The sequence below is a fragment of the Solwaraspora sp. WMMA2080 genome (genome assembly GCF_027497395.1).
In the GTDB taxonomy this organism is placed as follows: Bacteria; Actinomycetota; Actinomycetes; order Mycobacteriales; family Micromonosporaceae; genus Micromonospora_E.
Genome location: NZ_CP114910.1, coordinates 1,615,957 through 1,639,938, shown reverse-complemented (window position 1 = coordinate 1,639,938; position 23,982 = coordinate 1,615,957). Strand labels below are relative to the sequence as shown.

23 protein-coding genes and 1 pseudogene are annotated in these 23,982 nt (G+C 71.7%); 22 read left to right on the top strand and 2 right to left on the bottom strand.

Translation table 11 applies throughout. The features are described from left to right. The first annotated feature begins 11 nt into the window (after positions 1–11). The 6 genes from aroC (at position 12) to nusB (ending at position 4,386) form a co-directional block, all read left to right on the top strand. On the top strand, positions 12–1,190 hold the full coding sequence (aroC, locus tag O7543_RS07340) for a chorismate synthase (RefSeq protein ID WP_281554540.1): 1,179 nt from the start codon (positions 12–14) through the stop codon (positions 1,188–1,190). Further along, positions 1,190–1,714, top strand: coding sequence for a shikimate kinase (locus O7543_RS07335; RefSeq protein WP_281554541.1), 525 nt, complete (start codon positions 1,190–1,192; stop codon positions 1,712–1,714). Before aroC ends, O7543_RS07335 begins: the two co-directional genes overlap by 1 nt. Positions 1,715–1,725: 11 nt before the next feature. Beyond that, complete coding sequence (gene aroB / locus O7543_RS07330; RefSeq protein WP_281554542.1) at positions 1,726–2,802, top strand: 3-dehydroquinate synthase; 1,077 nt, start codon at positions 1,726–1,728, stop codon at positions 2,800–2,802. Positions 2,803–2,819: 17 nt separating this feature from the next. After that, entirely contained in the window at positions 2,820–3,263 is a 444-nt protein-coding gene (aroQ, locus tag O7543_RS07325; protein WP_281555554.1) for a type II 3-dehydroquinate dehydratase, read from the top strand. A gap of 134 nt (positions 3,264–3,397) precedes the next feature. After that, positions 3,398–3,955 carry an elongation factor P gene (gene efp / locus O7543_RS07320; protein ID WP_123601169.1) on the top strand — a complete coding sequence of 186 codons (558 nt, stop codon included), beginning with the start codon at positions 3,398–3,400 and terminating at the stop codon, positions 3,953–3,955. A gap of 23 nt (positions 3,956–3,978) precedes the next feature. Further along, positions 3,979–4,386, top strand: a complete 408-nt coding sequence (nusB, locus tag O7543_RS07315; protein WP_281554543.1) for a transcription antitermination factor NusB — start codon at positions 3,979–3,981, stop codon at positions 4,384–4,386. A 98-nt stretch (positions 4,387–4,484) separates the two neighbouring features. On the opposite strand, the gene O7543_RS07310 is transcribed toward nusB, so the two are convergent. After that, positions 4,485–4,973 carry a transcriptional regulator gene (locus tag O7543_RS07310; RefSeq protein WP_123601171.1) on the bottom strand — a complete coding sequence of 163 codons (489 nt, stop codon included), beginning with the start codon at positions 4,971–4,973 and terminating at the stop codon, positions 4,485–4,487. 288 nt (positions 4,974–5,261) lie between these two features. Here O7543_RS07310 and pyrR point away from each other — a divergent pair, with 288 nt between their 5' ends. The 15 genes from pyrR (at position 5,262) to O7543_RS07235 (ending at position 22,965) form a co-directional block, all read left to right on the top strand. Beyond that, positions 5,262–5,888 carry a bifunctional pyr operon transcriptional regulator/uracil phosphoribosyltransferase PyrR gene (pyrR, locus tag O7543_RS07305; protein ID WP_281554544.1) on the top strand — a complete coding sequence of 209 codons (627 nt, stop codon included), beginning with the start codon at positions 5,262–5,264 and terminating at the stop codon, positions 5,886–5,888. Continuing rightward, positions 5,885–6,808, top strand: a complete 924-nt coding sequence (locus O7543_RS07300; protein WP_281554545.1) for an aspartate carbamoyltransferase catalytic subunit — start codon at positions 5,885–5,887, stop codon at positions 6,806–6,808. The genes pyrR and O7543_RS07300 overlap by 4 nt, the downstream gene beginning before the upstream one ends. 70 nt (positions 6,809–6,878) lie before the next feature. Beyond that, the gene (locus O7543_RS07295; RefSeq protein ID WP_281554546.1) at positions 6,879–8,177 is read left to right on the top strand and encodes a dihydroorotase; all 1,299 of its coding nucleotides are present in this window, start codon (positions 6,879–6,881) and stop codon (positions 8,175–8,177) included. After that, a complete protein-coding gene (gene carA / locus O7543_RS07290) occupies positions 8,174–9,319 on the top strand; it encodes a glutamine-hydrolyzing carbamoyl-phosphate synthase small subunit (RefSeq protein WP_281554547.1) in 1,146 nt (381 codons plus the stop codon). Before O7543_RS07295 ends, carA begins: the two co-directional genes overlap by 4 nt. Then, positions 9,312–12,653, top strand: coding sequence for a carbamoyl-phosphate synthase large subunit (gene carB, locus O7543_RS07285; protein WP_281554548.1), 3,342 nt, complete (start codon positions 9,312–9,314; stop codon positions 12,651–12,653). The genes carA and carB overlap by 8 nt, the downstream gene beginning before the upstream one ends. 20 nt (positions 12,654–12,673) lie before the next feature. Then, entirely contained in the window at positions 12,674–13,720 is a 1,047-nt protein-coding gene (locus O7543_RS07280; protein WP_281555555.1) for a quinone-dependent dihydroorotate dehydrogenase, read from the top strand. After that, positions 13,717–15,126, top strand: coding sequence for an adenosylmethionine--8-amino-7-oxononanoate transaminase (gene bioA / locus O7543_RS07275; protein WP_281554549.1), 1,410 nt, complete (start codon positions 13,717–13,719; stop codon positions 15,124–15,126). The genes O7543_RS07280 and bioA overlap by 4 nt, the downstream gene beginning before the upstream one ends. A 37-nt stretch (positions 15,127–15,163) precedes the next feature. Next, complete coding sequence (gene pyrF / locus O7543_RS07270; protein WP_281554550.1) at positions 15,164–16,003, top strand: orotidine-5'-phosphate decarboxylase; 840 nt, start codon at positions 15,164–15,166, stop codon at positions 16,001–16,003. Between the two features lie 174 nt (positions 16,004–16,177). Further along, positions 16,178–16,495, top strand: a complete 318-nt coding sequence (mihF, locus tag O7543_RS07265; RefSeq protein WP_123601181.1) for an integration host factor, actinobacterial type — start codon at positions 16,178–16,180, stop codon at positions 16,493–16,495. A 32-nt stretch (positions 16,496–16,527) separates the two neighbouring features. Continuing rightward, complete coding sequence (gene gmk, locus O7543_RS07260; RefSeq protein ID WP_281555556.1) at positions 16,528–17,130, top strand: guanylate kinase; 603 nt, start codon at positions 16,528–16,530, stop codon at positions 17,128–17,130. A gap of 117 nt (positions 17,131–17,247) precedes the next feature. Then, positions 17,248–17,511 carry a DNA-directed RNA polymerase subunit omega gene (rpoZ, locus tag O7543_RS07255; RefSeq protein ID WP_123601182.1) on the top strand — a complete coding sequence of 88 codons (264 nt, stop codon included), beginning with the start codon at positions 17,248–17,250 and terminating at the stop codon, positions 17,509–17,511. Beyond that, complete coding sequence (gene coaBC / locus O7543_RS07250; protein ID WP_281555557.1) at positions 17,508–18,734, top strand: bifunctional phosphopantothenoylcysteine decarboxylase/phosphopantothenate--cysteine ligase CoaBC; 1,227 nt, start codon at positions 17,508–17,510, stop codon at positions 18,732–18,734. The genes rpoZ and coaBC overlap by 4 nt, the downstream gene beginning before the upstream one ends. 112 nt (positions 18,735–18,846) lie before the next feature. Beyond that, positions 18,847–20,043, top strand: coding sequence for a methionine adenosyltransferase (metK, locus tag O7543_RS07245; protein ID WP_281554551.1), 1,197 nt, complete (start codon positions 18,847–18,849; stop codon positions 20,041–20,043). Between the two features lie 128 nt (positions 20,044–20,171). Continuing rightward, positions 20,172–22,130: a primosomal protein N' gene (locus O7543_RS07240; protein WP_281555558.1), complete on the top strand. Its 1,959-nt coding sequence runs from the start codon at positions 20,172–20,174 to the stop codon at positions 22,128–22,130. Between the two features lie 481 nt (positions 22,131–22,611). Continuing rightward, positions 22,612–22,965 carry a hypothetical protein gene (locus tag O7543_RS07235; RefSeq protein ID WP_281554552.1) on the top strand — a complete coding sequence of 118 codons (354 nt, stop codon included), beginning with the start codon at positions 22,612–22,614 and terminating at the stop codon, positions 22,963–22,965. A 194-nt stretch (positions 22,966–23,159) separates the two neighbouring features. Here the strand turns inward: O7543_RS07235 and O7543_RS07230 are convergent. Continuing rightward, positions 23,160–23,657, bottom strand: a pseudogene (locus O7543_RS07230) (UDP binding domain-containing protein); the annotation flags it as partial. On the opposite strand from O7543_RS07230, the gene O7543_RS07225 reads away from it, so the two are divergent. Then, on the top strand, positions 23,568–23,909 hold the full coding sequence (locus tag O7543_RS07225) for a hypothetical protein (RefSeq protein ID WP_281567513.1): 342 nt from the start codon (positions 23,568–23,570) through the stop codon (positions 23,907–23,909). The pseudogene O7543_RS07230 and the gene O7543_RS07225 sit on opposite strands and share 90 nt — an antisense overlap. The last annotated feature ends 73 nt before the right edge of the window (positions 23,910–23,982 follow it).

The window sequence follows — 23,982 nt, the reverse complement described above, 5'->3', positions numbered from 1 at the left end:
CACTTTCCGACGTGTTGCGTTGGCTGACCGCAGGTGAATCCCACGGACCCGCGCTGGTCGCACTCCTCGAAGGCGTCCCCGCCGGCGTCGAGGTGACCAGTGCCGAGATCGGTCGCGAGCTGGCCCGGCGCCGGCTCGGCTACGGCCGGGGTGCCCGGATGAGTTTCGAGCAGGACGAGATCGAGATCGTCGGCGGCCTGCGGCACGGGGTGACGCTGGGCAGCCCGGTCGCGATCCGGGTGGGCAACTCGGAGTGGCCGAAGTGGCGCACCGTGATGGCGGCCGACCCGGTCGACCCGGTCGAGTTGGCCGGGCAGGCCCGCAACGCCCCGCTGACCCGGCCCCGACCGGGGCACGCCGACCTGGCCGGGATGCAGAAGTACGGCCATACCGACGCCCGGCCGATCCTGGAGCGGGCCAGCGCCAGGGAGACCGCCGCCCGGGTCGCCGTCGGTACGGTCGCCCGGGCGCTGTGCCGGCAGGCACTGGGGATCGAGATCGTGTCGCACGTGGTCGAGCTCGGTTCGGTGGCCGCCAAACCCGGACTGCAGCCCCGCCCGGAGGACGCCGAGCGGGTCGACGCCGACCCGCTGCGCTGCCTCGACCCCGAGGCAAGCGCCCGGATGGTCGCCGAGGTGGACGCCGCCAAGTCCGACGCCGACACCCTCGGCGGCATCGTCGAGGTGCTCGCCTACGGGGTGCCGCCGGGGCTGGGCAGCCACGTCCAGTGGGACCGCAAGCTCGACGCCCGGCTGGCCGCCGCGGTGCTGTCGATCCAGGCGGTCAAGGGTGTGGAGATCGGCGACGCCTGGCAGCAGGCCCGGTCGCGGGGCTCGGTCGCGCACGACGAGATCATTCCGACTGCGGCCGGGGTGCGCCGGGCGACCGACCGGGCCGGCGGGCTGGAGGGCGGCATCACCACCGGCGAGCCGGTGCGGGTGCGGGCCGCGATGAAGCCGATCTCCTCGTTGAACCGGGCGTTGTCGACCGTCGACGTCGTCACCGGCGAGCCGGCGACCGCGATCAACCAGCGGTCCGACGTCTGCGCGGTGCCGGCCGCCGCGGTGGTGGCCGAGGCGATGGTGGCGCTGGTGCTGGCCGAGGCGGCCACCGAGAAGTTCGGCGGTGACTCGGTCGCCGAGATCCGCCGCAACCTTGCCGGGTACCTGGACCACCTGGTGATCCGCTGATGGCCCCGGCCTGCGTGCTGGTCGGCGCACCCGGTGCGGGCAAGACCAGCACCGGTACCGTGCTGGCCGGGCTGCTCAACTGTGAGTTCCGCGACACCGACACCGACATCGTGGCGGCGGCCGGCAAGCCGATCCCGGAGATCTTCGTCGATGACGGCGAGGAGCACTTCCGGGCCTTGGAGCGGGCGGCGGTCCGGGCGGCACTGCGCGGCTTCGACGGTGTGCTCGCGCTCGGCGGCGGTGCGGTGCTGGCCGACGAGAACCGCGCCGCGCTCGCCGGACACACCGTGGTCCATCTCGGCGTCGAGCTGGCCGACGCGGTCCGTCGGGTCGGCCTCGACGCCGGCCGACCGCTGCTGGCGATCAACCCGCGGGCCACGCTGCGGCACCTGCTGGAGCAGCGTCGCCCGCTCTACGAGCGGGTCGCCACGCACCGGGTGGCAACCGACGGCCGTACCCCGGAGCAGGTCGCCGAGGAGATCGCGACAATGCTGCGCACACCGGCCGACCGGCCCGGGTACTAGGCTCGGTGCCGATGGACTCGACGACCTGTATCCCGGTGCCCGGCGACCGACCGTACGACGTGCTGATCGGTCATGGGCTGCTCGACCAGCTGTCCGACCTGCTGCCCGGCGCGGACCGGGTGGCGGTGCTGCACGCACCCCCGCTGCAGGGCCAGGCCGACCGGATCGCCACCGGGTGCGCCGCGGCCGGTGTCAAACCGCTGCTGATCGAGGTGCCGGACGCCGAAGCCGGCAAGTCGATCGAGGTCGCCGGGCAGGCGTGGGCGCAGCTCGGCGCGGCCGGCTTCACCCGTACTGACGCGGTGGTCGGAGTCGGCGGCGGCGCGGTGACCGATCTGGCGGGTTTCGTGGCCGCCTGCTGGCTGCGTGGGGTCCGCTGGGTACCGGTGGCGACCAGCCTGCTCGGCATGGTCGACGCGGCGGTGGGCGGCAAGACCGGAATCAATACGGCGGCCGGCAAGAACCTGGTGGGCGCGTTCCACCCGCCGGCCGGGGTGCTGGCCGACCTGGACCTGCTGACCAGCCTTGCGCCGGTCGACCTGGCCGCCGGGTTGGCCGAGGTGGTCAAGTGCGGGTTCATCGCCGATCCGGCGATCCTGGAGCTGATCGAGACCGATCCGGCAGCGGCCACCGACCCGACCGGGCCGCAGGTGCGTGAGCTGATCGAGCGCGCGGTGCGGGTCAAGGCCGACGTGGTCGGTGACGACCTGCGCGAGTCGGGGCTGCGCGAGGTGCTCAACTACGGGCACACGCTGGCCCACGCGATTGAGAAGGTGGAAGACTACCGCTGGCGCCACGGGCACGCGGTGTCGGTGGGCCTGGTCTACGCGGCGACCCTGGCCCGGCTGGCCGGCCGGCTCGACGCAACGGTCGCCGATCGGCACGCGTCGGTACTCGCCGCCCTGGGGCTGCCCACCACGTACCGGGCAGACGCGTGGCCACAGCTGCTGGCCACGATGCGGGTGGACAAGAAGGCCCGGGGCAGCCGGCTGCGGCTGGTGGTGCTCGACGCGCTGGCCCGACCCGGGATTCTCGACGGCCCGGCCGACACGTTGCTCGCCGAGGCGTACCGGCAGGTGGCGGCGTGACGGGAGACGGCACGGCGTTGCGGACGTACGTGCTGAACGGCCCGAACCTGGGCCGGCTGGGCAGCCGTCAGGTCGACGTGTACGGGCTGACCAGCTACGCCGACCTGGTGGCGATGTGCGAGCAGGTGGGCCGGGACGCCGGGCTCGACGTCGAGGTGCGCCAGACCGACGCCGAGCACGAGATGCTCAGCTGGCTGCACACGGCGGCCGACGCCGAGGCCGCCGTGGTGATCAACCCGGGTGCCTGGTCGCACTACTCGTACGCGGTCCGCGACGCCTGCGCGCTGCTGCGCGGACCACTCGTCGAGGTGCACATCTCCAACATCCACGCCCGCGAGCAGTTCCGGCACCACTCGGTGGTGTCGGCGGTCGCCACCGGGGTGATCTGCGGGCTCGGGGTGGACGGCTACCGGTTGGCGCTGCTGCACGTCGCCCGGTTGGCCGCGGCCCGTCCCCGCTGAGCCGGCCCGGTTGCCGGTCGTGGGCCGCACCCGACCGCGTCGGGACGGGTAGGGGTCCGGGCCGTGCCGGCTGAGCAGGGTCCGGCCCGATAGACTTGGTAGATCCGTCCGTACATTGATGATCAAGGCAGGAAATGGCGACCACCAACGACCTGAAGAACGGGCTGGTTCTCAACCTCGACGGCGAGCTGTGGGCCGTCGTGGAGTTCCAGCACGTCAAGCCCGGCAAGGGCGGCGCTTTCGTGCGCACCACCCTGAAGAACGTGCTCTCCGGCAAGGTGGTCGACAAGACCTTCAACGCGGGCACCAAGGTCGACACCGCGACCGTCGACAAGCGGACCATGCAGTACCTGTACGCCGACGGCGAGGACTACGTCTTCATGGATCTGGAGACCTTCGACCAGATCATGGTGCCCGGTGGCACCGTCGGCGAGGCAGCGAACTACCTGCTGCCCGAGGCTGAGGCGATCGTGGCGACCCACGAGGGCGTGCCGCTGTACGTCGAGCTGCCGACCAGCGTGGTCCTCGAGGTTACCTACACCGAGCCGGGCCTGCAGGGTGACCGGTCGACCGGCGGAAACAAGCCGGCCACGATGGAGACGGGGGCCACCGTCCAGGTGCCGTTGTTCGTCACCACCGGGGAGAAGATCAAGGTCGACACCCGCGACGGCCGCTACCTCGGCCGAGCCTGATGGCCGAGGGGCCGAAGACCTCGATGCCAGCGCGTCGCAAGGCGCGCAAACGGGCCCTGGACGTGCTCTACGAGGCGGACATGCGCAGTCTGCCGCCGACCCAGGTGCTGGTCGGGTACCTGGCCCGGTTGTCCCCGCGTCCGGAGCATCTCGACTACGCGGTCGGCCTGGTCGAAGGGGTGGCGACGCACCGGGACCGGATCGACGAGCTGATCGGCAGCTACGCCGAGGGGTGGACGCTGGACCGGATGCCGGTGGTCGACCGCAACCTGGCCCGGATCGCCGTCTACGAGTTGCTCTACGTCGACGAGATCGACGACCCGGTGGCGATCACCGAGGCGGTCGAGTTGGCCCGGCAGATGTCCACTGACGATTCGCCGCGGTTCCTCAACGGTCTGCTGGACCGGATCGCCGAGTACACCCCGCACTAGCGGCTCCCGCCGCCATTCCGCGACCACGGTGCCACGCGGCACCGCTGACGGGCCCGATCCAGTTGGATCGGGCCCGTCAGCGGTTGGGCGCGCAGCCGTCAGGAGGCGAAGAACGCCCGCGGGTCGGCGACCAGTACGCCGTGCTCGTTCAGCCGCTCGATGAGGCCGGACGGCGACGAGTCGTACACGATCGCCAGCGCCCGCAGGTCATCGGCGCGGATGGACAGCACCCGACCGTTGTAGTCACCACGCTGCTGCTGGATCGCCCGGGCGTACCGGGCGACGTAGGCGAGGTCCTCGCCGACCTCGTCGTACAGCCGCTCCAGGTCCAGGACGATCTTGCTGGTGGGTTCGTGACGTACCCCACTGCCGTCCGGCAGCAGTTCCGACACGGGTACCCGGTAGAAGTCGGCCAGCTCGGCGAGGCGGGAGACGGTGACTGCCCGGTCCCCACGCTCGTAGGAACCGACGACGACAGCCTTCCAACGCCCGTTCGACTTCTCCTCCACCCCCTGCAGGGACAGCCCCTGCTGCTGACGGATGGAGCGCAGGCGGGCGCCCAACGACTTGGCGTACTCAGAGGGCATACGGACTCTCCCAGTGCTTTGCCCGGGGCTTTCCCCAGCGATCGCTACGGAGCGTGACGGTACGGCGGTTCGCAAGCGCGGTCAAGTGGTGAATAGCTACCAGTGAACAAGATCGTGACGACTTGCCCCAAATTTCGTCTTACTGATGCGACACTCAGCGCCCCATATCGGCTCGGCAACGGGACGCTGGTAACGTTCGGCGTGACCGCTGACCAGCCGGGTGCTGGCTGGCGATACCCAAGACGTCCTTTAACGACCCGTCCCGTGAGGCGGGGAAGGGGGTCCGCTGTGGCCTACCCGTCGGCCACCCAATCATCGGCGACGATGCCACCGTCAGTTAAGAGCATCCTGACCAGCGCCGACATTCAACGCGTTGTGGACCGGATCGCCCATCAGGTGCTGGAAAAGACCAACGGGGCGCAACGCACCGTACTGCTCGGAATTCCCACCCGGGGCGTGCCGCTCGCCCGCCGTCTCGCCGACCGGATCCGCGCCTTCGAAGGAGTCGGCGTCCCGGTCGGTGTGCTCGACATCACCCTCTACCGGGACGATCTCCGGTTGAAGGCCACCCGTGCGGTCGGGCCCACCGAACTGCCCGCCGGTGGCATCGACGGACAGCGGGTCATCCTGGTCGACGACGTCCTCTACTCGGGTCGGACCGTACGGGCGGCGTTGGACGCGATCAGCGACCTCGGCCGGCCCAGTTCGGTGCAGTTGGCGGTGCTGGTCGACCGGGGCCACCGGGAGCTGCCGATCCGCGCCGACTACGTCGGCAAGAACATCCCCACCGCGCTCACCGAGAACGTCAAGGTGCTGCTCGCCGAGACCGACGACACCGACGAGGTACGGCTGTTCAGTTCCCCCGGCGCGGCCCAGGCGGCGGACGGTCCGCAGCGGGGGAGGGACCAGCGATGATCAGGCACCTGCTGTCCGGCGCCGATCTGGACGCGGCGGACGCCACCCGGATTCTGGACACCGCGGTCGAACTCGCCTCGCTGGCCGGCCGCGAGGTGAAGAAGCTGCCCACCCTGCGGGGGCGGACCGTGGTGAACCTGTTCTACGAGGATTCCACCCGGACCCGGATCTCGTTCGAGGCCGCCGCCAAGCGGCTCTCCGCCGACGTGATCAACTTCTCGGCCAAGGGATCCAGCGTCTCCAAGGGCGAGAGCCTCAAGGACACCGCGCTCACCCTGCAGGCGATGGGGGCCGACGCGGTGGTGATCCGCCACCCCGCCTCCGGCGCCCCGCACCGGCTGGCCAACTGGGTGGACGGGTCGGTGGTCAACGCCGGCGACGGCACCCACGAGCACCCGACCCAGGCACTGCTCGACGCGTACACCATGCGGGCCCGGCTGGGCCGGCTCGCCGGCCTGCACGTGGTGATCGTCGGCGACGTGCTGCACAGCCGGGTGGCCCGGTCCAACGTCCTGCTGCTGGCCACCCTCGGCGCCAAGGTGACCCTGGTCGGGCCGCCGCCGCTGATCCCGGTCGACATCGCCACCGCGCTCGCCCCCGGCGTCGGGGTCGGCTACGACCTCGACGCCGTGCTGCCCACCGCCGACGTGGTGATGATGCTGCGGGTGCAGCACGAGCGGATGGCCGACTCCTACTTCCCGTCCGCCCGTGAGTACGCCCGCCGGTACGGCCTGGACGGGGCCCGGCTGCGCCGGCTGCCCGGGCACGCCATCGTGATGCACCCCGGTCCGATGAACCGGGGCATGGAGATCTCCGCCGAGGTCGCCGACTCGCCCCGCTCCACGATCGTGGAACAGGTCGCCAACGGGGTAAGCGTCCGGATGGCCGTGCTCTACCTGCTGCTCGGCGGCCGCGGTTGATGCGGCCAACCGGTCACCGACATTCTCACCGGCACCACCGATTCCACGCGCACGACGAAAGGACCTCGCTGTGAGCGCGTACCTGATCAAGGGCGTCCGGGTCCTCGGCCGGGACCCCGTCGACCTGCTGTTGCGCGACGGTGTGGTCGCCGACGCCGGCACCGGGCTGAGCGCACCGGGGGCGCAGGTGCTCGACGCCGACGGCCTGATCGCCTTGCCCGGGCTGGTCGATCTCCATACCCACCTGCGTGAACCCGGCCGGGAGGACGCCGAAACGGTGGAGACCGGGTCGCGGGCCGCCGCGCTCGGCGGCTACACCGCGGTCTGCGCGATGGCGAACACCTCCCCGGTGGCCGACACCGCCGGCGTCGTCGAACAGGTCTGGCGGCTCGGCCGCCAGGCCGGGCTGGTCGACGTGCAGCCGATCGGCGCGGTCACCGTCGGTCTGGCCGGCGAGCGTCTCGCCGAGCTGGGCGCGATGGCCGACTCCGCCGCCGCGGTGCGGGTCTTCTCCGACGACGGGCACTGCGTCGCCGACCCCCGGCTGATGCGCCGTGCCCTGGAGTACGTCAAGGCGTTCGACGGTGTCGTCGCCCAGCACGCCGAGGAGCCCCGGCTGACCGAGGGCGCCCAGATGCACGAGGGCGAGGTCTCCACCCGGCTCGGCCTGACCGGCTGGCCGGCCGTCGCCGAGGAGGCGATCATCGCCCGCGACGCGCTGCTCGCCGAACACGTCGGCAGCCGGCTGCACGTCTGCCACCTGTCCACCGCCGGCAGCGTGGAGATCGTTCGGCAGGCCAAGGCCCGTGGGGTCCGGATCACCGCCGAGGTCACCCCGCACCACCTGCTGCTCACCCACGAGGCGCCGACCAGCTACGACCCGGTCTTCAAGGTCAATCCGCCACTGCGGACCGGCGAGGATGTCGCCGCGCTGCGCGCCGCGCTCGCCGAGGGCGTCATCGACATCGTCGCCACCGACCACGCCCCGCACGCGGTGGAGGACAAGGAGTGCGAGTGGGCGTACGCCCGGCCCGGCATGCTCGGGTTGGAGACCGCCCTGTCGGTGGTGCTGCTCACGACCGCGTTGCACGACGCCGACGGTGTACCAGACTGGGAGCTGATCGCGGAGCGGATGTCCCGGGCCCCGGCCCGGATCGCCGGGCTGACCGGGCACGGGCACGACCCCGCGCCGGGCGTCCCGGCGAACCTCACCCTGATCGACCCGGCCGCCAGCCGCACCGTCGACCCGGCCGAGTCGGCCAGCCGCAGCCGCAACACGCCGTACGCGCGGATGGTGCTGCCCGGCCAGGTGGTCGCCACCTTCCTGCGCGGCGACGCGACCGTGCTCGACGGAAAGGCCGTGCGATGAACGACACCGCCACCACCGCAGCAACCCGCCAGCGGGTTCCGGCGCTGCTGGTGCTCGAGGACGGCCGGGTCTTCCCCGGCGAGAGCTACGGCGCGGTCGGGGAGACCTTCGGCGAGGCGGTGTTCACCACCGCGATGACCGGCTACCAGGAGACCCTGACCGACCCGTCCTACCACCGGCAGGTGGTGGTGCAGACGGCACCGCACATCGGCAACACCGGGGTCAACGTCGACGACGACGAGTCGGACCGGATCCGGGTGGCCGGCTACGTGGTCCGGGATCCGGCCCGCCGCCCGTCGAACTGGCGGGCCACCGGTGACCTGGAGGACCGGCTGGCCGCCGAAGGGGTGGTCGGCATCTGCGGGGTCGACACCCGGGCACTGACCCGGCACCTGCGCGACCGGGGGGTGATGCGGGTCGGCGTCTCCACCCTGACCGGCGACCCGCAGGAGCTGCTGGACCGGGTCCGGCGGGCCCCGCAGATGGTCGGTGCCGACCTGTCCGCCGAGGTGACCACCGCCGAGCCGTACACGGTCACCGCGCAGGGCGAGCACCGCTACACCGTCGCCGCGCTGGACCTGGGCATCAAACGCAACGTGCCGCGCCGGCTCGCCGAGCGTGGGGTGACCACCCACGTGCTGCCGGCGACCTCGACGCTGGAGCAGGTCCTGGCGACCGGCCCGGACGCGGTGTTCTTCTCACCCGGGCCGGGTGACCCGGCCACCGCCGACCATCCGGTCGCGCTGGCCCGCCAGGTGATGGGGCGCCGGATCCCGCTGTTCGGCATCTGTTTCGGCTCGCAGATCCTCGGCCGGGCGCTGGGCTTCGGCACCTACAAGCTCGGCTACGGCCACCGCGGCATCAACCAGCCGGTGCTCGACCGCACCACCGGCAAGGTCGAGGTGACCAGCCACAACCACGGGTTCGCCGTGGACGCCCCGCTGAACACGGTGATCGACACCGACTTCGGCGGCGTCGAGGTGAGCCACGTGTGCCTCAACGACGACGTGGTCGAGGGGCTGCGGGCCCGTGAGGTGCCGGCGTTCACCGTCCAGTACCACCCGGAAGCGGCGGCCGGTCCGCACGACGCGGACTACCTGTTCGACCGGTTCGTCGAGCTGATCGAGGGAAAACATGCCTAAGCGGACAGATCTGCAGCATGTCATGGTGATCGGCTCTGGGCCGATCATCATCGGCCAGGCCTGCGAGTTCGACTACTCCGGCACCCAGGCGTGCCGGGTGCTGCGCGCCGAAGGGCTGCGCGTGTCGCTGGTCAACTCCAATCCGGCGACCATCATGACCGACCCGGAGTTCGCCGACGCCACCTACGTCGAGCCGATCACGCCCGAGTTCGTCGAGCTGGTCATCGCCCGGGAGCGTCCCGACGCGCTGCTGCCCACCCTCGGCGGGCAGACCGCGCTGAACACGGCGGTCGCCCTGCACTCCGCCGGCGTGCTGGACAAGTACGGCGTGGAGCTGATCGGGGCCGACGTCGACGCGATCCGTCGTGGCGAGGACCGGCAACTGTTCAAGGACATCGTCGCCGCCGCCGGCGGGGAGACCCCGCGCAGCCGGGTCTGCCACAGCATGGCCGAGGTGCACGACACCGTCGCCGAGCTCGGGCTGCCGGTGGTCATCCGGCCGTCGTTCACCATGGGGGGGCTCGGCTCCGGCATGGCGCACACCCCGGACGACCTGGAGCGCATCGCCGGTGCCGGGCTGGCCGCTTCTCCGGTGCACGAGGTCCTCATCGAGGAGAGCGTGCTCGGCTGGAAGGAGTACGAGCTGGAGCTGATGCGCGACCGCAACGACAACGTGGTCGTGGTCTGCTCCATCGAGAACATCGACCCGATGGGGGTGCACACCGGCGACAGCGTCACCGTCGCCCCGGCGATGACCCTCACCGACCGGGAGTACCAGCGGATGCGCGACATGGGCATCGCCGTGCTGCGCGAGGTCGGCGTCGACACCGGCGGCTGCAACATCCAGTTCGCCGTGCACCCGGGCACCGGCCGGCTCGTCGTCATCGAGATGAACCCCCGGGTGTCCCGGTCGTCGGCGCTGGCGTCCAAGGCGACCGGCTTCCCGATCGCCAAGATCGCCGCCAAGCTGGCCATCGGCTACACCCTCGACGAGATCCCCAACGACATCACCAAGCAGACCCCGGCGGCGTTCGAGCCGGTCCTCGACTACGTCGTGGTCAAGATCCCCCGGTTCGCGTTCGAGAAGTTTCCCGGCGCCGACCCGGAGCTGACCACCACGATGAAGTCGGTCGGCGAGGCGATGAGCCTGGGCCGCAACTTCACCGAGGCGCTGAACAAGGCGATGCGCTCGATGGAGACGAAGGCCGCCGGTTTCTGGACGGTGCCCGATCCGGCCGACGCCACCGTCGAGTCCACCCTGGCCGAGCTGGCCACCCCGCACGACGGCCGGCTCTACACCGTCGAACGGGCGCTGCGGCTGGGTGCCACCGTCGCCCAGGTCACCGAGGCCTCCGGTGGTATCGACCCCTGGTTCCTCGAGGAGATCGCCGGCCTGGTCGAACTGCGCCGTGAGATCGAGGCCGCGCCGGTGCTCGACGGCGCACTGCTGCGCCGGGCCAAGCGGGCCGGGCTGTCCGACCGGCAGATGGCCGCGCTGCGTCCGGAGCTGGCCGGCGAGGACGGGGTTCGGGCGTTGCGGCACCGGCTCGGTCTGCACCCGGTCTACAAGACGGTCGACACCTGCGCCGCCGAGTTCGCCGCCCGCACGCCGTACCACTACTCCAGCTACGACGTGGAGACCGAGGTAGCGCCGTCGGACCGGCCGAAAGTGCTGATCCTCGGCTCCGGGCCGAACCGGATCGGCCAGGGCATCGAGTTCGACTACTCCTGCGTGCACGCGGTGATGGCGCTCGCCGAGTACGAGACCGTCATGGTCAACTGCAATCCGGAGACGGTTTCCACCGACTACGACACCGCCGACCGGCTGTACTTCGAGCCGCTCACCTTCGAGGACGTGCTGGAGGTCTGGCAGGCCGAGGACGCCGCCGGCCGGGCCGCGGGCGGCCCCGGCGTGGTCGGGGTGATCGTCCAGCTCGGCGGGCAGACCCCGCTCGGGCTGGCGCAGCGGCTCGCCGATGCCGGGGTGCCGATCGTCGGCACCCCACCGGAGTCGATCCACCTGGCCGAGGAGCGGGGCGCGTTCGGCCAGGTGCTGGCCCGCGCCGGGCTGCGCGCCCCGGCGCACGGCACCGCCGTGTCGTTCGAGCAGGCCAAGGCGATCGCCGACGAGATCGGCTATCCGGTGCTGGTCCGCCCGTCGTACGTGCTCGGCGGGCGCGGCATGGAGATCGTCTACGACGACGCGACGCTGCGCGACTACATCGGCCGGGCCACCGACATCTCGCCGGAGCACCCGGTGCTGGTCGACCGGTTCCTCGACGACGCCATCGAGATCGACGTGGACGCGCTGTGCGACGCCACCGGCGAGGTCTACCTCGGCGGGGTGATGGAGCACATCGAGGAGGCCGGCATCCACTCCGGCGACTCGTCCTGCGCGCTGCCGCCGATCACCCTGGCCGCCCCGCACCTGGCCACCATCCGGCACTACACCGAGCAGATCGCCCGCGGCGTCGGGGTCCGCGGGCTGCTCAACGTGCAGTACGCGCTCAAGGACGACGTGCTGTACGTGCTGGAAGCCAACCCGCGGGCCTCGCGGACCGTTCCGTTCGTCTCCAAGGCCACTGCGGTGCCGCTGGCCAAGGCGGCGGCCCGGATCATGCTCGGGGCCACCGTCGCGCAGCTGCGCGACGAAGGGATGCTGCCGGCCACCGGTGACGGCGGCACGTTGCCGCCGGACGCGCCGATCGCGGTCAAGGAGGCGGTACTGCCGTTCAAGCGGTTCCGCACCCGCGCCGGGCACGGCGTCGACTCGCTGCTCGGCCCGGAGATGAAGTCGACCGGCGAGGTAATGGGGATCGACCCGGCGTACGGCAACGCCTTCGCCAAGTCGCAGGCTGCCGCGTACGGCTCCCTGCCGACCAGCGGAAAGGTCTTCGTCTCGGTCGCCAACCGGGACAAACGCGCGATGATCTTCCCGGTGAAGCGGCTGGCCGATCTCGGGTTCGACATCGTCGCCACCGCCGGCACCGCCGAGGTGCTGCGCCGCCACGGCATCGCCTGCGAGTTGACCCGCAAACACTGGGAGGAACCGGGTGACGGCCAACCTGACGCGGTGACGCTGATCGCCTCCGGCGAGATCGCCCTGGTGATCAACACGCCGCAGGGCTCCGGGGCCAGCGCCCGCTCCGACGGGTACGAGATCCGCAGCGCGGCGGTCACCGCGGACACCCCGTGTGTGACCACCGTGCCCGGGGTCGCCGCCGCCGTGATGGGCATCGAGGCGCTGATCAACGGGGACATGGCGGTCCGGCCGCTGCAGCAGCTGCACGCGGCGCTGCGCCCGGAGACAGCCGGCCGACAGGCGGCCCGGTGACCCGATCCGGCGGGTACGGGCTGGCCCGGTCGGCGTTGTTCCGGCTCGGCGGCGGTGACGCCGAGACCGCCCATGAGTGGACGCTGCGCCGGCTGGCCGCCCTGTCCCGCAGCCGGGTGGCGCTGGCCGCGTTGCGCACCCGGTACGCGGTGGCCGCGCCGCGTACCGTCTTCGGGGTCGACTTCCCCAACCCGGTCGGCCTGGCCGCCGGGATGGACAAGGACGGCTTGGCGCTGCCCGCCTGGCCGGCGTTGGGTTTCGGCTTCGTCGAGGTCGGTACGGTCACCGCGCGTCCCCAGCCGGGCAACCCCCGACCCCGGCTGTTTCGGTTGCCGACCAGCGAGGCGGTGATCAACCGGATGGGGTTCAACAACGCTGGCGCCGAGGCGCTCGCCGACCGGCTCGCAGTGCTCGGCCGGCTGGACGAGCGGGCCGGGTTCGGCCGCTCGCATCCGGCGCACGCCGACCGCCCGGTGCCGTTGGGCATCTCGCTCGGCAAGTCAAAGGTGGTGCCGATCGAGGAGGCGGTTGACGACTACCTGTCGGCGTACAAGGCTCTCAGCGGCTACGGCCAGTACTTCGTGATCAATGTCTCCTCGCCGAACACCCCGGGGCTACGGCAGCTGCAGGACCGCGGACATCTCGACACCCTGCTGGCGACCCTGGTGGGGGAGCGGCCGATCCTGATCAAGATCGCGCCGGACCTGTGCGAGCCGGCCATCGCCGAGTTGCTGGAGGTGTGCCTGGCCCGGGGCGCGGCCGGGGTGATCGCCACCAACACCACCCTGTCCCGCTCCGGCCTGGCCGGCGCCGACGCGGATCAGGCCGATCAGGCCGGCGGGCTGTCCGGCCGGCCGCTGACCGGCCGGGCCCGGGAGGTGGTCTCCTTCGTCCACCGGGAGACCGGTGGCGCGCTGCCGGTCATCGGGGTCGGCGGCATCCTCGACCCGGACGACGCGGCCCGGATGTTCGACGCCGGCGCCAGCCTGGTGCAGCTCTACACCGGCTTCATCTACCGTGGTCCGGGGCTGGTCCGGGCGATCGCCCGGCAGGCCCGGGGCCGATGAGCGCACCGCGTCCGGCGGGCCCGGGGCCGGTGAGCGCACAGCTGCCGGTGCCCGGCGACGGCCACCGCGCCGAGCGGTTACGGGAGCTGGACCGCCGGCACGTCTGGCATCCGTACGCCGCGCTGCCCCCGGCCATGGCGCCCCTGCTGGTCGACAGCGCCGCCGGAGTCCGGCTGCGGCTGGCCGACGGGCGGGAACTGGTCGACGGAATGTCGTCATGGTGGGCCGCCGTGCACGGCTACCAGCACCCGGTGCTGGACGCGGCCGTCACCGACCAGCTGGGTCGGATGGCGCACGTGATGTTCGGCGGGCTCACCCACGAGCCGGCGGTCCGCCTCGCACAGACCCTGGTGGAGATCACCCCGTCCGGCCTGGAGCACGTGTTCCTCTGCGACTCGGGCTCGGTGAGCGTCGAGGTCGCCATCAAAATGGGCCTGCAGTACCAGCTGGGTCGGGGTCGGCCCGGCCGGCGCAAGTTGGCCACCTGGCGCGGCGGCTACCACGGGGACACCTTCCACCCGATGAGCGTCTGCGACCCCGAGGGCGGGATGCACCATCTGTGGCGCGGAGTGCTGCCGGCGCAGGTGTTCGTGTCCGCCCCGCCGGGCGACTTCGCGGGGGCGCCGGACGAGCGGTACCTGGCCGAGCTGGTCGACGCGGTGGCCCGGTACGCGGACGAGATCGCCGCGGTGATCGTCGAGCCGGTGGTGCAGGGCACCGGCGGCATGCGGTTCCACCATCCGGCGTACCTGCGCGCCCTGCGCGAGGCGACCGCCGCGCACGACGTACTGCTGATCTTCGACGAGATCGCCACCGGGTTCGGCCGGACCGGCGCGTTCTTCGCAGCCGAGCACGCCGGGGTGACACCGGACGTGCTCTGCCTGGGCAAGGCGTTGACCGGTGGCTACCTCACACTGGCGGCCGCGCTGTGCACCCCGGAGGTGGCCGCCGGGATCTCCGCCAGCGGGGTCCTCGCCCACGGGCCGACCTTCATGGGCAATCCGTTGGCCTGCGCGGTCGCCAACGCCTCGATCGGACTGCTGCGCGCCGCCGCGCCGACGGCGGGGGCCGAGCCGGTTGCGGCCACCGGTCCGGCGCCGGCTGGGGTCGTCCCGGCCTGGCAGGTCGCCGTACGGCGGATCGAGGCCGGGCTGCGCGACGGCTTGGCCCCGGTCGCGACGCTGCCCGGCGTGCGCGACGTCCGGGTGCTCGGCGCGATCGGGGTGGTCCAGCTGGACCGGCCGGTCGACCTGGCAGCGGCGACTGCGGCGGCGGTGGACGCCGGGGTGTGGCTGCGGCCGTTCCGGGACCTGATCTACACCATGCCGCCCTATCCGGCGGACGACGATGACATCGCGCGGATCGCCCGCGCGATGGCGGCTGCGGCCGTCGCGGTACCGCGCTGAGGTCCGCCCGGCGGTACCGCCGAGGAAGGGAGAGCCGATGGAGACCTTTGGTCAGCGACTGCACCGGGCCGTCAGCGTCCGGGGCCCGCTGTGCGTGGGTGTCGACCCGCATCCGGAGCTGTTGACCCGGTGGGGGCTGCCGGACGACGTCGATGGGCTGGCCCGGTTCGCCGCGACGGCGGTCGACGCGCTTGGCGACGTGGCTGCGGTGGTGAAGCCTCAATCGGCCTTCTTCGAACGATTCGGGGCTGCGGGCATCGGCGTCCTAGAGTCAACTATCCGACAGTTTCGCGAGGCTGGGGCCCTCGTCCTGCTTGACGTGAAGCGCGGCGACATCGGTTCGACGGTCGCCGCGTACGCCGCCGCCTACCTCGATCCGGCGAGCCCGTTGGCGGTCGACGCGGTCACGGCCAACCCGTATCTGGGCGTCGGGGCGCTCGCTCCGATGTTCGATCTCGCCGGCCGGCACGGCGGCGGCGTCTTCGTGGTCGCGCTGACCTCGAATCCCGAGGGGCGGGCCGTGCAGCACGCCCGGCTGTCCGATGGACGCACCGTCGCTCAGACGGTGATCGATGAGATTTCGCAGCTCAACGTGGGTGCGGAGCCGATTGGCAGTTTCGGTCTGGTGGTCGGTGCGACCGTTGGTGACACCGGCCATGAACTGTCGCATGTCAATGGCCCAATGCTTGCCCCCGGGCTGGGTGCGCAAGGTGGACGGCCCGAGGACCTGCGGACAGTGTTCGGGCAAGCGCTTTCCGCAGTCCTTCCGTCGTACTCCCGTGAGGTGCTGAAATCCGGTCCGGACCCGTCGGCGTTGCGGGCCGCAGCCGAACAGACGCTTGTTAAGTGTCGGGAGGCTCTCGGGGTTCTGGTCTGAGTGAGTGACCGATCACCCCCGCGTGATCGTGGTGCGGCCACGTTGCCGAAAACGTCGCTGACCGCTAGTTTTCCCCGCGCTGGGAACCACATGCCCCTTTGGTTCCCGGCCACACCACGTTTCACAGAGCGGCGGTGCGATCCGCCCGTCGCGATAGGGACCTGAGGAGAACTGGTGCCGCTCCCGTCACTGACCCCCGAACAGCGCGCAGCCGCGCTGGAGAAGGCTGCGGAGATCCGTAAGGCCCGTGCTGAGTTGAAGGAGCAACTCAAGCAGGGCAAGACCACCCTCGCCGCCGTGCTCGACCGGGCGGAGTCCGACGACGTTGTCGGCAAGCTGAAGGTTTCCGCCGTGCTGCAGGCGATGCCGGGCATCGGCAAGATCCGGGCGACCCAGATCATGGAGAAGCTCAAGATCGCCGACAGCCGTCGCCTCCGTGGCCTCGGCGACCAGCAGCGCAAGGCCCTGCTCGGGGAGTTCGCCGCGAACTGATTCGCGGCAGGGTGTAGAAACAAGCAGTGACCATGTATGACGACGCGCGCCCGGCAGCTCGGCTCACGGTCCTCTCCGGCCCTTCCGGGGTCGGCAAGGACAGCGTGATCGAGCTGATCCGGGCGCGCTCGCCCTGGATCTGGCTGTCCGTCTCGGTGACCACCCGCCCGATGCGGGACTACGAGGTCGACGGCGTCCACTACTACTTCGTCGACCGGCCCGAGTTCGAGCGGATGGCTGCCACCGGGCAGCTGCTGGAGTGGGCCGAGTTCGCCGGCAACCTCTACGGCACTCCGCGCTCGGCGGTCGAGCAACGACTACGCGCCGGCGAGCCGGTGCTGCTGAAGATCGACCTGCAGGGTGCCCGGCAGGTGCGGGCGGCGATGCCCGAGGCCCAGCTGGTCTTCCTCGCGCCACCCAGCGTCGAGGAGCTGAAACGGCGCCTCGTCGGTCGGGGGACCGACGACGAGGAGACGATCCGTCGCCGGCTGGAGCACGCCGACGAGGAGCTGGCCGCCGAGCAGGAGTTCGACGTCACGGTGGTCAACGACGATGTGACGCGAGCCGCAATCGAGCTGGTAGGATTGCTCGGTTCGTCATTATTGACCGACGCCCAGTCGCACCGCCCGGTCTGACAGCCCGGTCTGACAGCCCGGTCTGACAGCCCGGTCTGGTCTGGCAGCACCGGTTCACGACGTTGGTTAGACGATGACACCCAGCGACAGAGCCCGACGACACAAAGGTTGCATCCCGTGGGATCCATTGCCAGCCCGGAAGGCATCACCAACCCGCCCATCGACGAGCTGCTGGAGAAGACCTCGTCGAAGTACGCCCTGGTGATCTTCGCCGCCAAGCGTGCCCGCCAGGTCAACGCGTACTACAGCCAGCTCGGTGAGGGCCTGCTGGAGTACGTCGGACCGCTGGTGGAGACCACGCCGCAGGAGAAGCCGCTCTCCATCGCCATGCGAGAGATCAACTCCAACCTGCTCACCGCCGAGCCCACCGACCAGCCCTGAGCGCCGGTACGCCGGCCCGCGTCCCGCCCCGGGTCGTTCTCGGCGTCGGTGGCGGGATCGCTGCGTACAAGGCGTGCGAGCTGCTCCGGCTGCTGACCGAGTCGGGCCACCAGGTCAAGGTGGTGCCGACTGCGGCGGCGTTGCGTTTCGTCGGTGCGCCGACCTGGTCGGCGCTGTCCGGGCAGCCGGTCGCCGATGATGTCTTCAGCGACGTCCATGACGTGCCGCACGTGCGGCTCGGCCAGCAGGCCGACCTGGTGCTGGTTGCCCCGGCCACAGCGGACCTGATCGCCCGGGCCGCGCACGGGCTCGCCGACGACCTGCTCACCAACACCCTGCTGACCGCCCGGTGTCCGGTGCTGTTCGCCCCGGCGATGCACACCGAGATGTGGGAGCATCCGGCCACCGCCGACAACGTGGCGCTGCTGCGCCGCCGCGGGGTGCTGGTCATTGACCCGGCGACCGGCCGGCTGACCGGGTCCGACACCGGCAAGGGCCGGCTGCCCGACCCCGGGGAGATCTTCGCCGTCGCCCGCCGGGTCCTGGCCCGCCCGCCCGGTGCTGTCGCCGACCTCACCGGCCGTCGGGTGGTGGTCACCGCCGGCGGCACCCGTGAACCGCTCGACCCGGTGCGGTTCCTCGGCAACCGGTCGTCCGGCAAGCAGGGGTACGCCTTCGCCCGTACCGCCGTCGCCCGTGGCGCGCAGGTGACGGTGATCGCCGCGAACGTGTCGCTGCCGGATCCGGCCGGTGTCCGGCTGATTCGGGTGGGCAGCACCGAGGAGCTGCGGGTCGCCACGCTCGCCGCAGCAGCCGAAGCCGACGTGGTCGTGATGGCCGCGGCGCCGGCCGACTTCCGGCCGGCGAGCTACGCACCCACGAAGATCAAGAAAGACGACGGCGGGCGACCGCCAGTGATCGAACTGGTCACCAACCCGGACATTGCCGCCGAACTCGGCGCGGCAAAGCGACCCGGACAGCTCCTCGTCGCGTTCGCCGCGGAAACCGGGGACCTGCTGACCAACGCCCGGGCGAAGCTGGCGCGCAAGAACGCGGACCTGATCGTCGCCAACCAGGTGGGTGTCGACCGGGTGTTCGGCGCGGATGTCAACTCGGCCACAGTGCTCGACGCCGACGGTCCGGTCGCGGTGCTCGACGAACGGGGCAAGGAGCAGCTCGCCGACGACATATGGGATCTGGTAGTGGCCCGACTGTCGCAGTGAGCTGCGCTACGTCGGTCGGCGAACCGCCGGATTCCTTGGTCGGCACGGCACCAGACCCCAACGTGGATGACTAGACTGCCGGGAACCATTGCTTTCGGATTCAAGGAGTACCGTGGCACGCCGTCTCTTCACCTCCGAGTCTGTCACGGAGGGCCACCCGGACAAGATCGCCGACCAGATCAGCGACGGGATCCTCGACGCGCTGCTGACCCAGGACCCCCGGTCCCGGGTCGCGGTCGAGACCCTGATCACCACCGGCCAGGTACACGTCGCGGGGGAGGTCACCACCCAGGCGTACGCGGACATCCCGGCCATCGTTCGCGAGACGATCCTGGGGATCGGCTATGACTCCTCCAAGAAAGGGTTCGACGGCGCGTCCTGCGGCGTGAGCGTGTCGATCGGCGCACAGTCGCCGGACATCGCCCAGGGCGTCGACACCGCCATCGAGCGCCGGGTCGGCGAGTCGGCCGACGACGCGCTCGACGCCCAGGGCGCCGGCGACCAGGGCATGATGTTCGGATTCGCCTGCTCGGAGACGCCGGAGCTGATGCCGCTGCCGATCGCGTTGGCGCACCGGCTGGCGAGACGGCTGTCGGCGACCCGCAAGGACGGCACCATCCCGTACCTGCGGCCGGACGGCAAGACCCAGGTCACCGTCGAGTACGACGGGCTGCGGCCGGCGCGGCTGGACACCGTGGTCGTCTCGAGCCAGCACGCCGCCGACATCTCGCTGGAGTCACTGCTCACCCCGGACGTGCGCGAGCACGTGATCGCCCCCGAGCTGGAGGGCCTCGGTTTGGACACCGATGGCTACCGGCTGCTGGTCAACCCGACCGGGCGCTTCGAGATCGGCGGACCGATGGGCGACGCCGGCCTGACCGGCCGGAAGATCATCGTGGACACCTACGGTGGGTACGCCCGGCACGGTGGCGGCGCGTTCTCCGGCAAGGACCCGTCTAAGGTGGACCGCTCGGCGGCGTACGCGATGCGCTGGGTCGCCAAGAACGTCGTGGCCGCCGGGCTGGCGGAGCGGTGCGAGGCGCAGGTCGCGTACGCGATCGGCAAGGCCCACCCGGTGAGCCTGTTCGTGGAGACGTTCGGCACCGAGAACGTGCCGGTGGACCGGATCGAACGGGCGATCGGCGAGGTGTTCGACCTGCGGCCGGCCGCGATCATCCGCGACCTGGACCTGCTGCGGCCGATCTACCGGCCGACCGCCGCCTACGGCCACTTTGGTCGGGAAACGCCGGAGTTCGCCTGGGAGCGCACCGACCGGGCTGCGGACCTGAAGGCCGCCGCCGGAGCCTGACCTGTCGCCGCTGGACGACCATCGGGGGTGGCGGGTCGCCGGCCAGTCCGGCAGCCGGGCAGGATGGCCCGGTGAGCACCCGCGCGGCATGCGACCGACAGCCGGCCGACCGGCTGCCGGTCGCGCGCATCTGCGTCGACGTGCCGCTGCCGCACCTGGACCGACCGTTCGACTACCTGGTCCCAGCGGAGCTCGACGACGGTGTGCAGCCGGGCACCCGGGTCCGGGTCCGCTTCGCCGGCCAACTGGTGGCCGGGTGGGTGCTGGACCGGGTGGCCGCCTCCGGCCACGACGGCAAGCTCGCCTTCCTCGACAAGCTGGTTTCGCCGGAACGGGTGCTCAGCGCCGAGATCGCGGCTCTGGCCCGCACCGTCGCCGACCGGTACGCCGGGCACCTGGCCGACGTGCTGCGGCTGGCCGTGCCGCCGAGACACGCCCGCGTCGAGCAGGAGCCCAGCGAACCGGAGCCCGGTCCCGCCACCGCGCCACTGGCCGCCGCGCCACCGGCCGCTGTGCCATCCGACGCTGCGCCGACCGACGCCGCCGGATGGGCGGCGTACCCGTCCGGACCCGCGTTTCTACGTGCCGTCGCCGACGGCCGGCCGGCCCGCGCCGTCTGGGCGCCGCTGCCCGGCGAGGACTGGCCGGCCCGGTACGCCGAGGCGATCGCCGCCACCGTACGGGCCGGTCGGGGCGCGATCGCGGTGTTGCCGGACGGACGTGACGTCGACCGGCTCGACGCGGCCCTGCGCCGGGTCCTCGGTGCCGGTCGGCACGTGGTGCTCACCGCGGCGCTCGGCCCGGCCCGGCGCTACCGGGCGTTCCTCGCGGCGAGACGCGGCCTGGTCAAGGTGGTCGTCGGCACCCGGGCCGCGATGTTCGCCCCGGTCGCCGATCTGGGCCTGGTCGCCATCTGGGACGACGGCGACGACGTGCACGCCGAACCGCGTGCGCCCTACCCGCACGCCCGCGAGGTACTGCTCACCCGGGCACAGCTGGGCGGGGTCGCGGCGCTGCTCGGCGGTTTCGCCCGCTCCGGCGAGGCGCAGCAGCTGGTAGAGACCGGCTGGGCCCGGGAAATCATCGCCGCCCGGGCGACCGTCCGGCGACGTGCCCCACGGGTCACTCCGGCCGGCGACGATGCCCAGTTGGCCCGCGACGCGGGTGCTGCCACCGCCCGGCTGCCCAGCCTGGCCTTCGCCACCGCCCGTACGGCGTTGCAGGCCGAGATGCCGGTGCTGGTGCAGGTGCCCCGGCGCGGCTACCTGCCGGCGGTGTCCTGCGCGGACTGCCGGACCCCGGCCCGCTGCCCGCACTGCTCCGGCCCGCTGGCCCTGCCGGCGGCGACCGCCACCGCACAGTGCCGCTGGTGCGGCCGGCCGGCCGCCGGCTACGCCTGCCCGCACTGCCACGGGCGTCGGTTGCGGGCGTCGGTGACCGGTGCCCGGCGTACCGCCGAAGAGCTGGGCCGGGCGTTCGCCGGCACCACGGTGCGGACCTCCGGCCGCGACGAGGTGCTCACCTCGGTGCCGGCCGAGCCGGCGGTGGTGGTCGCCACCCCGGGCGCCGAGCCGGTGGCCGCCGGTGGCTACGGCGCCGTACTGCTGCTGGACACCTGGGCGTTGCTGACCCGGGCCGACCTGCGGGCGGCGGAGGAGGCACTACGCCGCTGGCTGTCCGCCGCCGCGCTGGCCCGCCCGGCGGCCGACGGCGGCCAGGTGGTGGTGGTCGCCGACGGCGGGCTCGCCCCGGTGCAGGCACTGCTGCGCTGGGATCCCGGCTGGTTCGCCGCCCGCGAGTTGGCCGACCGGCGGGAGCTGGGTTTCCCGCCGGCGGCCCGGATGGCCAGCGTGACCGGCCCCGCCGAGGCGGTGGCCGAACTGCTGGCCGCGTTGCGGATGCCGGACAGCGCCGAACTGCTCGGTCCGGTGCCGGCGGCCGACGGCCAGGAACGGATGCTGATCCGGGTCCGCCGGTCGCAGGCGGCCGAACTGGCCCGGCAGCTGCGGGTGGCGGCCGGCACCCGCACCGCCCGCCGTGCCGGCCAGCCGGTACGCATCCAGATCGACCCGCTCGACCTGCTCTAGCTGGCTTTAGCCAGACGAGGGACGTGCACGGGAGTTCGTCTGGGTATGGGCTTGGCATCGGCGTAGGCTGCGCCGGGTGCCGAGGACGAGGCGATCATGGGGTTCGGACAGGGCGGCGGCGGATGCCTCCTACGCGGCGGCGTTCGACCGGTTGTTCGTTCAGGGTCGTGAAGCGGTCCTGTCTGGGACCCACTACCGGGACACGCCGCCGGTTGAGGGTGGCCGGTGGGGGACGTCGGTGGTGTTCGTTCCCGATACGGACAGCGTGTCGAGGCTGGCTGCGGTGACCGCCGAGGTGATGAGGTTGGCCGGTCCGGGTCACTGGCCGACCGGCGCCCCGGAGGCGGTGCATTTCACGGTCCGAGCCATTGAGACTCATCGCCGCGATGTTCCTGTGGGCGATCCGCTGGCGGGTCGGTGTGCGGCTGCACTGGGCCGGGCGGCTGCGGAGTGTCGGCCAGTCCGGTTCAGGCTGCGCGGGGTGACGCTCACGCCGTCCGGGGTGATGATGTGTGCGTTTCCCCTTGACGATGCTGCTGACGGGTTCGCTGATCGGCTCGGTGAGGAGTTGGGGTCCGACGGCTGGTTCGAGGACAGCTATCACCGTGACATCTGGTACGCCACGCTGGTGCACTTCACCGGTGAGGTCCGCGACCGGCAGGGGCTGGTGGACTGGGTCGACAGGCGGCGGGATCTGCATCTGGGCGAGGCCGCCGTCGACAGGGCGGAACTGCTGCGGTTTCGGCACAACGGCCGGCAGCCGGTACGGGTTGGGCTTGGACACGCGCGACTCGACGGGGTGTCTGTCGCGGCTTTCGTTTCAGACTGCCGGTAGCCGGTGGGGCGGCAGGTGCCGCCCCACCGGGGTTGGCGGCTATGTCCGATAGCCGAGGCTGAGGACGGTCCAATCGGCGGCCATCCAGCGGGGTACGGTGATGACTCCCCGGGTGTCGAGCAGGATCGGGGTGCGGATCGGTCGGCGATAGTCTGTGGGTCGAGCGCGCCGAACTCGGGCCAGCCGGTGGCCACAATGACCATGTGGGCGTCCTGAGCGGCGTCAGCGGCGGTCTGGGCATAGGCCAGGTCCGGAGCTGCTTGCCGGGCCTGGGGCATGGCCTGGGGGTCGTAGACGGTGACGGTCGCGCCTTGGTGGTGCAGGCGGGTGGCGACGTCGAGGGCGGGTGAGTCGCGTACGTCGTCGATGCCCGCTTTGAACGCGGCGCCCCAGACGGCGATGCGACGTCCTGTGAGTGTTCCTCCGACGGCTGAGCGGGCCAGGTTGATGGCACGGTGGCGCATGTGTTGGTTGATCGTGTCGACGCTGCGGAGCAGATTCACGGCCGGAGTGATGTCGGCGGCGGTGGCCTGTTGGGTGAAGGCGTGGAGGTCCTTGGGTAGGCAGCCGCCACCGAAGCCGAGTCCGGGTGTTAGGTATTGATGTCCGATGCGGGCATCGTGGCCGATTGCGTCGGCGAGGTCGCTGATGTTGGCACCTACAGCGGCGCTCATCTCGGCTACGGCGTTGATGAACGAGATGCGGGTGGCCAGATAGGCGTTCGCGGTGGCCTTGACCATCTCGGCGGCGCGCTGTCGGCACCGACGACGATGCGGTCCGGGGTGAGGGTGTCGGCCACTGCGGTGCCCTCGCGCAGGAACTCCGGATTCCAGGCGACTTCGATCTGCCCGGCGGCGGGGGCGAGGCTGCGGGCCAGGGTTTCGAGCTTTGCGGCGGTGCCGGGTGTGACGGTGGATTTGCCGACGATCAGGCGGCTGGTGTAGATGCGGTGCGAGTTCGTGGACTGCGCCGGTGAGCTGGGACAGGTCGTAGGTGCCGTCCGGGCCGGAGGGGGTG

Bases quoted from the DNA above. Each gene is read 5' to 3' on its own strand.
- O7543_RS07335 (WP_281554541.1), top strand. From the start codon at position 1,190: ATGGCCCCGGCCTGCGTGCTGGTCGGCGCACCCGGTGCGGGCAAGACC.
- carA (WP_281554547.1), top strand. From the start codon at position 8,174: ATGAACGACACCGCCACCACCGCAGCAACCCGCCAGCGGGTTCCGGCG.
- aroB (WP_281554542.1), top strand. From the start codon at position 1,726: ATGGACTCGACGACCTGTATCCCGGTGCCCGGCGACCGACCGTACGAC.
- gmk (WP_281555556.1), top strand. From the start codon at position 16,528: ATGTATGACGACGCGCGCCCGGCAGCTCGGCTCACGGTCCTCTCCGGC.
- nusB (WP_281554543.1), top strand. From the start codon at position 3,979: ATGCCAGCGCGTCGCAAGGCGCGCAAACGGGCCCTGGACGTGCTCTAC.
- efp (WP_123601169.1), top strand. From the start codon at position 3,398: ATGGCGACCACCAACGACCTGAAGAACGGGCTGGTTCTCAACCTCGAC.
- O7543_RS07225 (WP_281567513.1), top strand. From the start codon at position 23,568: ATGTCCGATGCGGGCATCGTGGCCGATTGCGTCGGCGAGGTCGCTGAT.
- O7543_RS07310 (WP_123601171.1), bottom strand. From the start codon at position 4,973: ATGCCCTCTGAGTACGCCAAGTCGTTGGGCGCCCGCCTGCGCTCCATC.
- carB (WP_281554548.1), top strand. From the start codon at position 9,312: ATGCCTAAGCGGACAGATCTGCAGCATGTCATGGTGATCGGCTCTGGG.
- bioA (WP_281554549.1), top strand. From the start codon at position 13,717: ATGAGCGCACCGCGTCCGGCGGGCCCGGGGCCGGTGAGCGCACAGCTG.
- O7543_RS07300 (WP_281554545.1), top strand. From the start codon at position 5,885: ATGATCAGGCACCTGCTGTCCGGCGCCGATCTGGACGCGGCGGACGCC.
- pyrF (WP_281554550.1), top strand. From the start codon at position 15,164: ATGGAGACCTTTGGTCAGCGACTGCACCGGGCCGTCAGCGTCCGGGGC.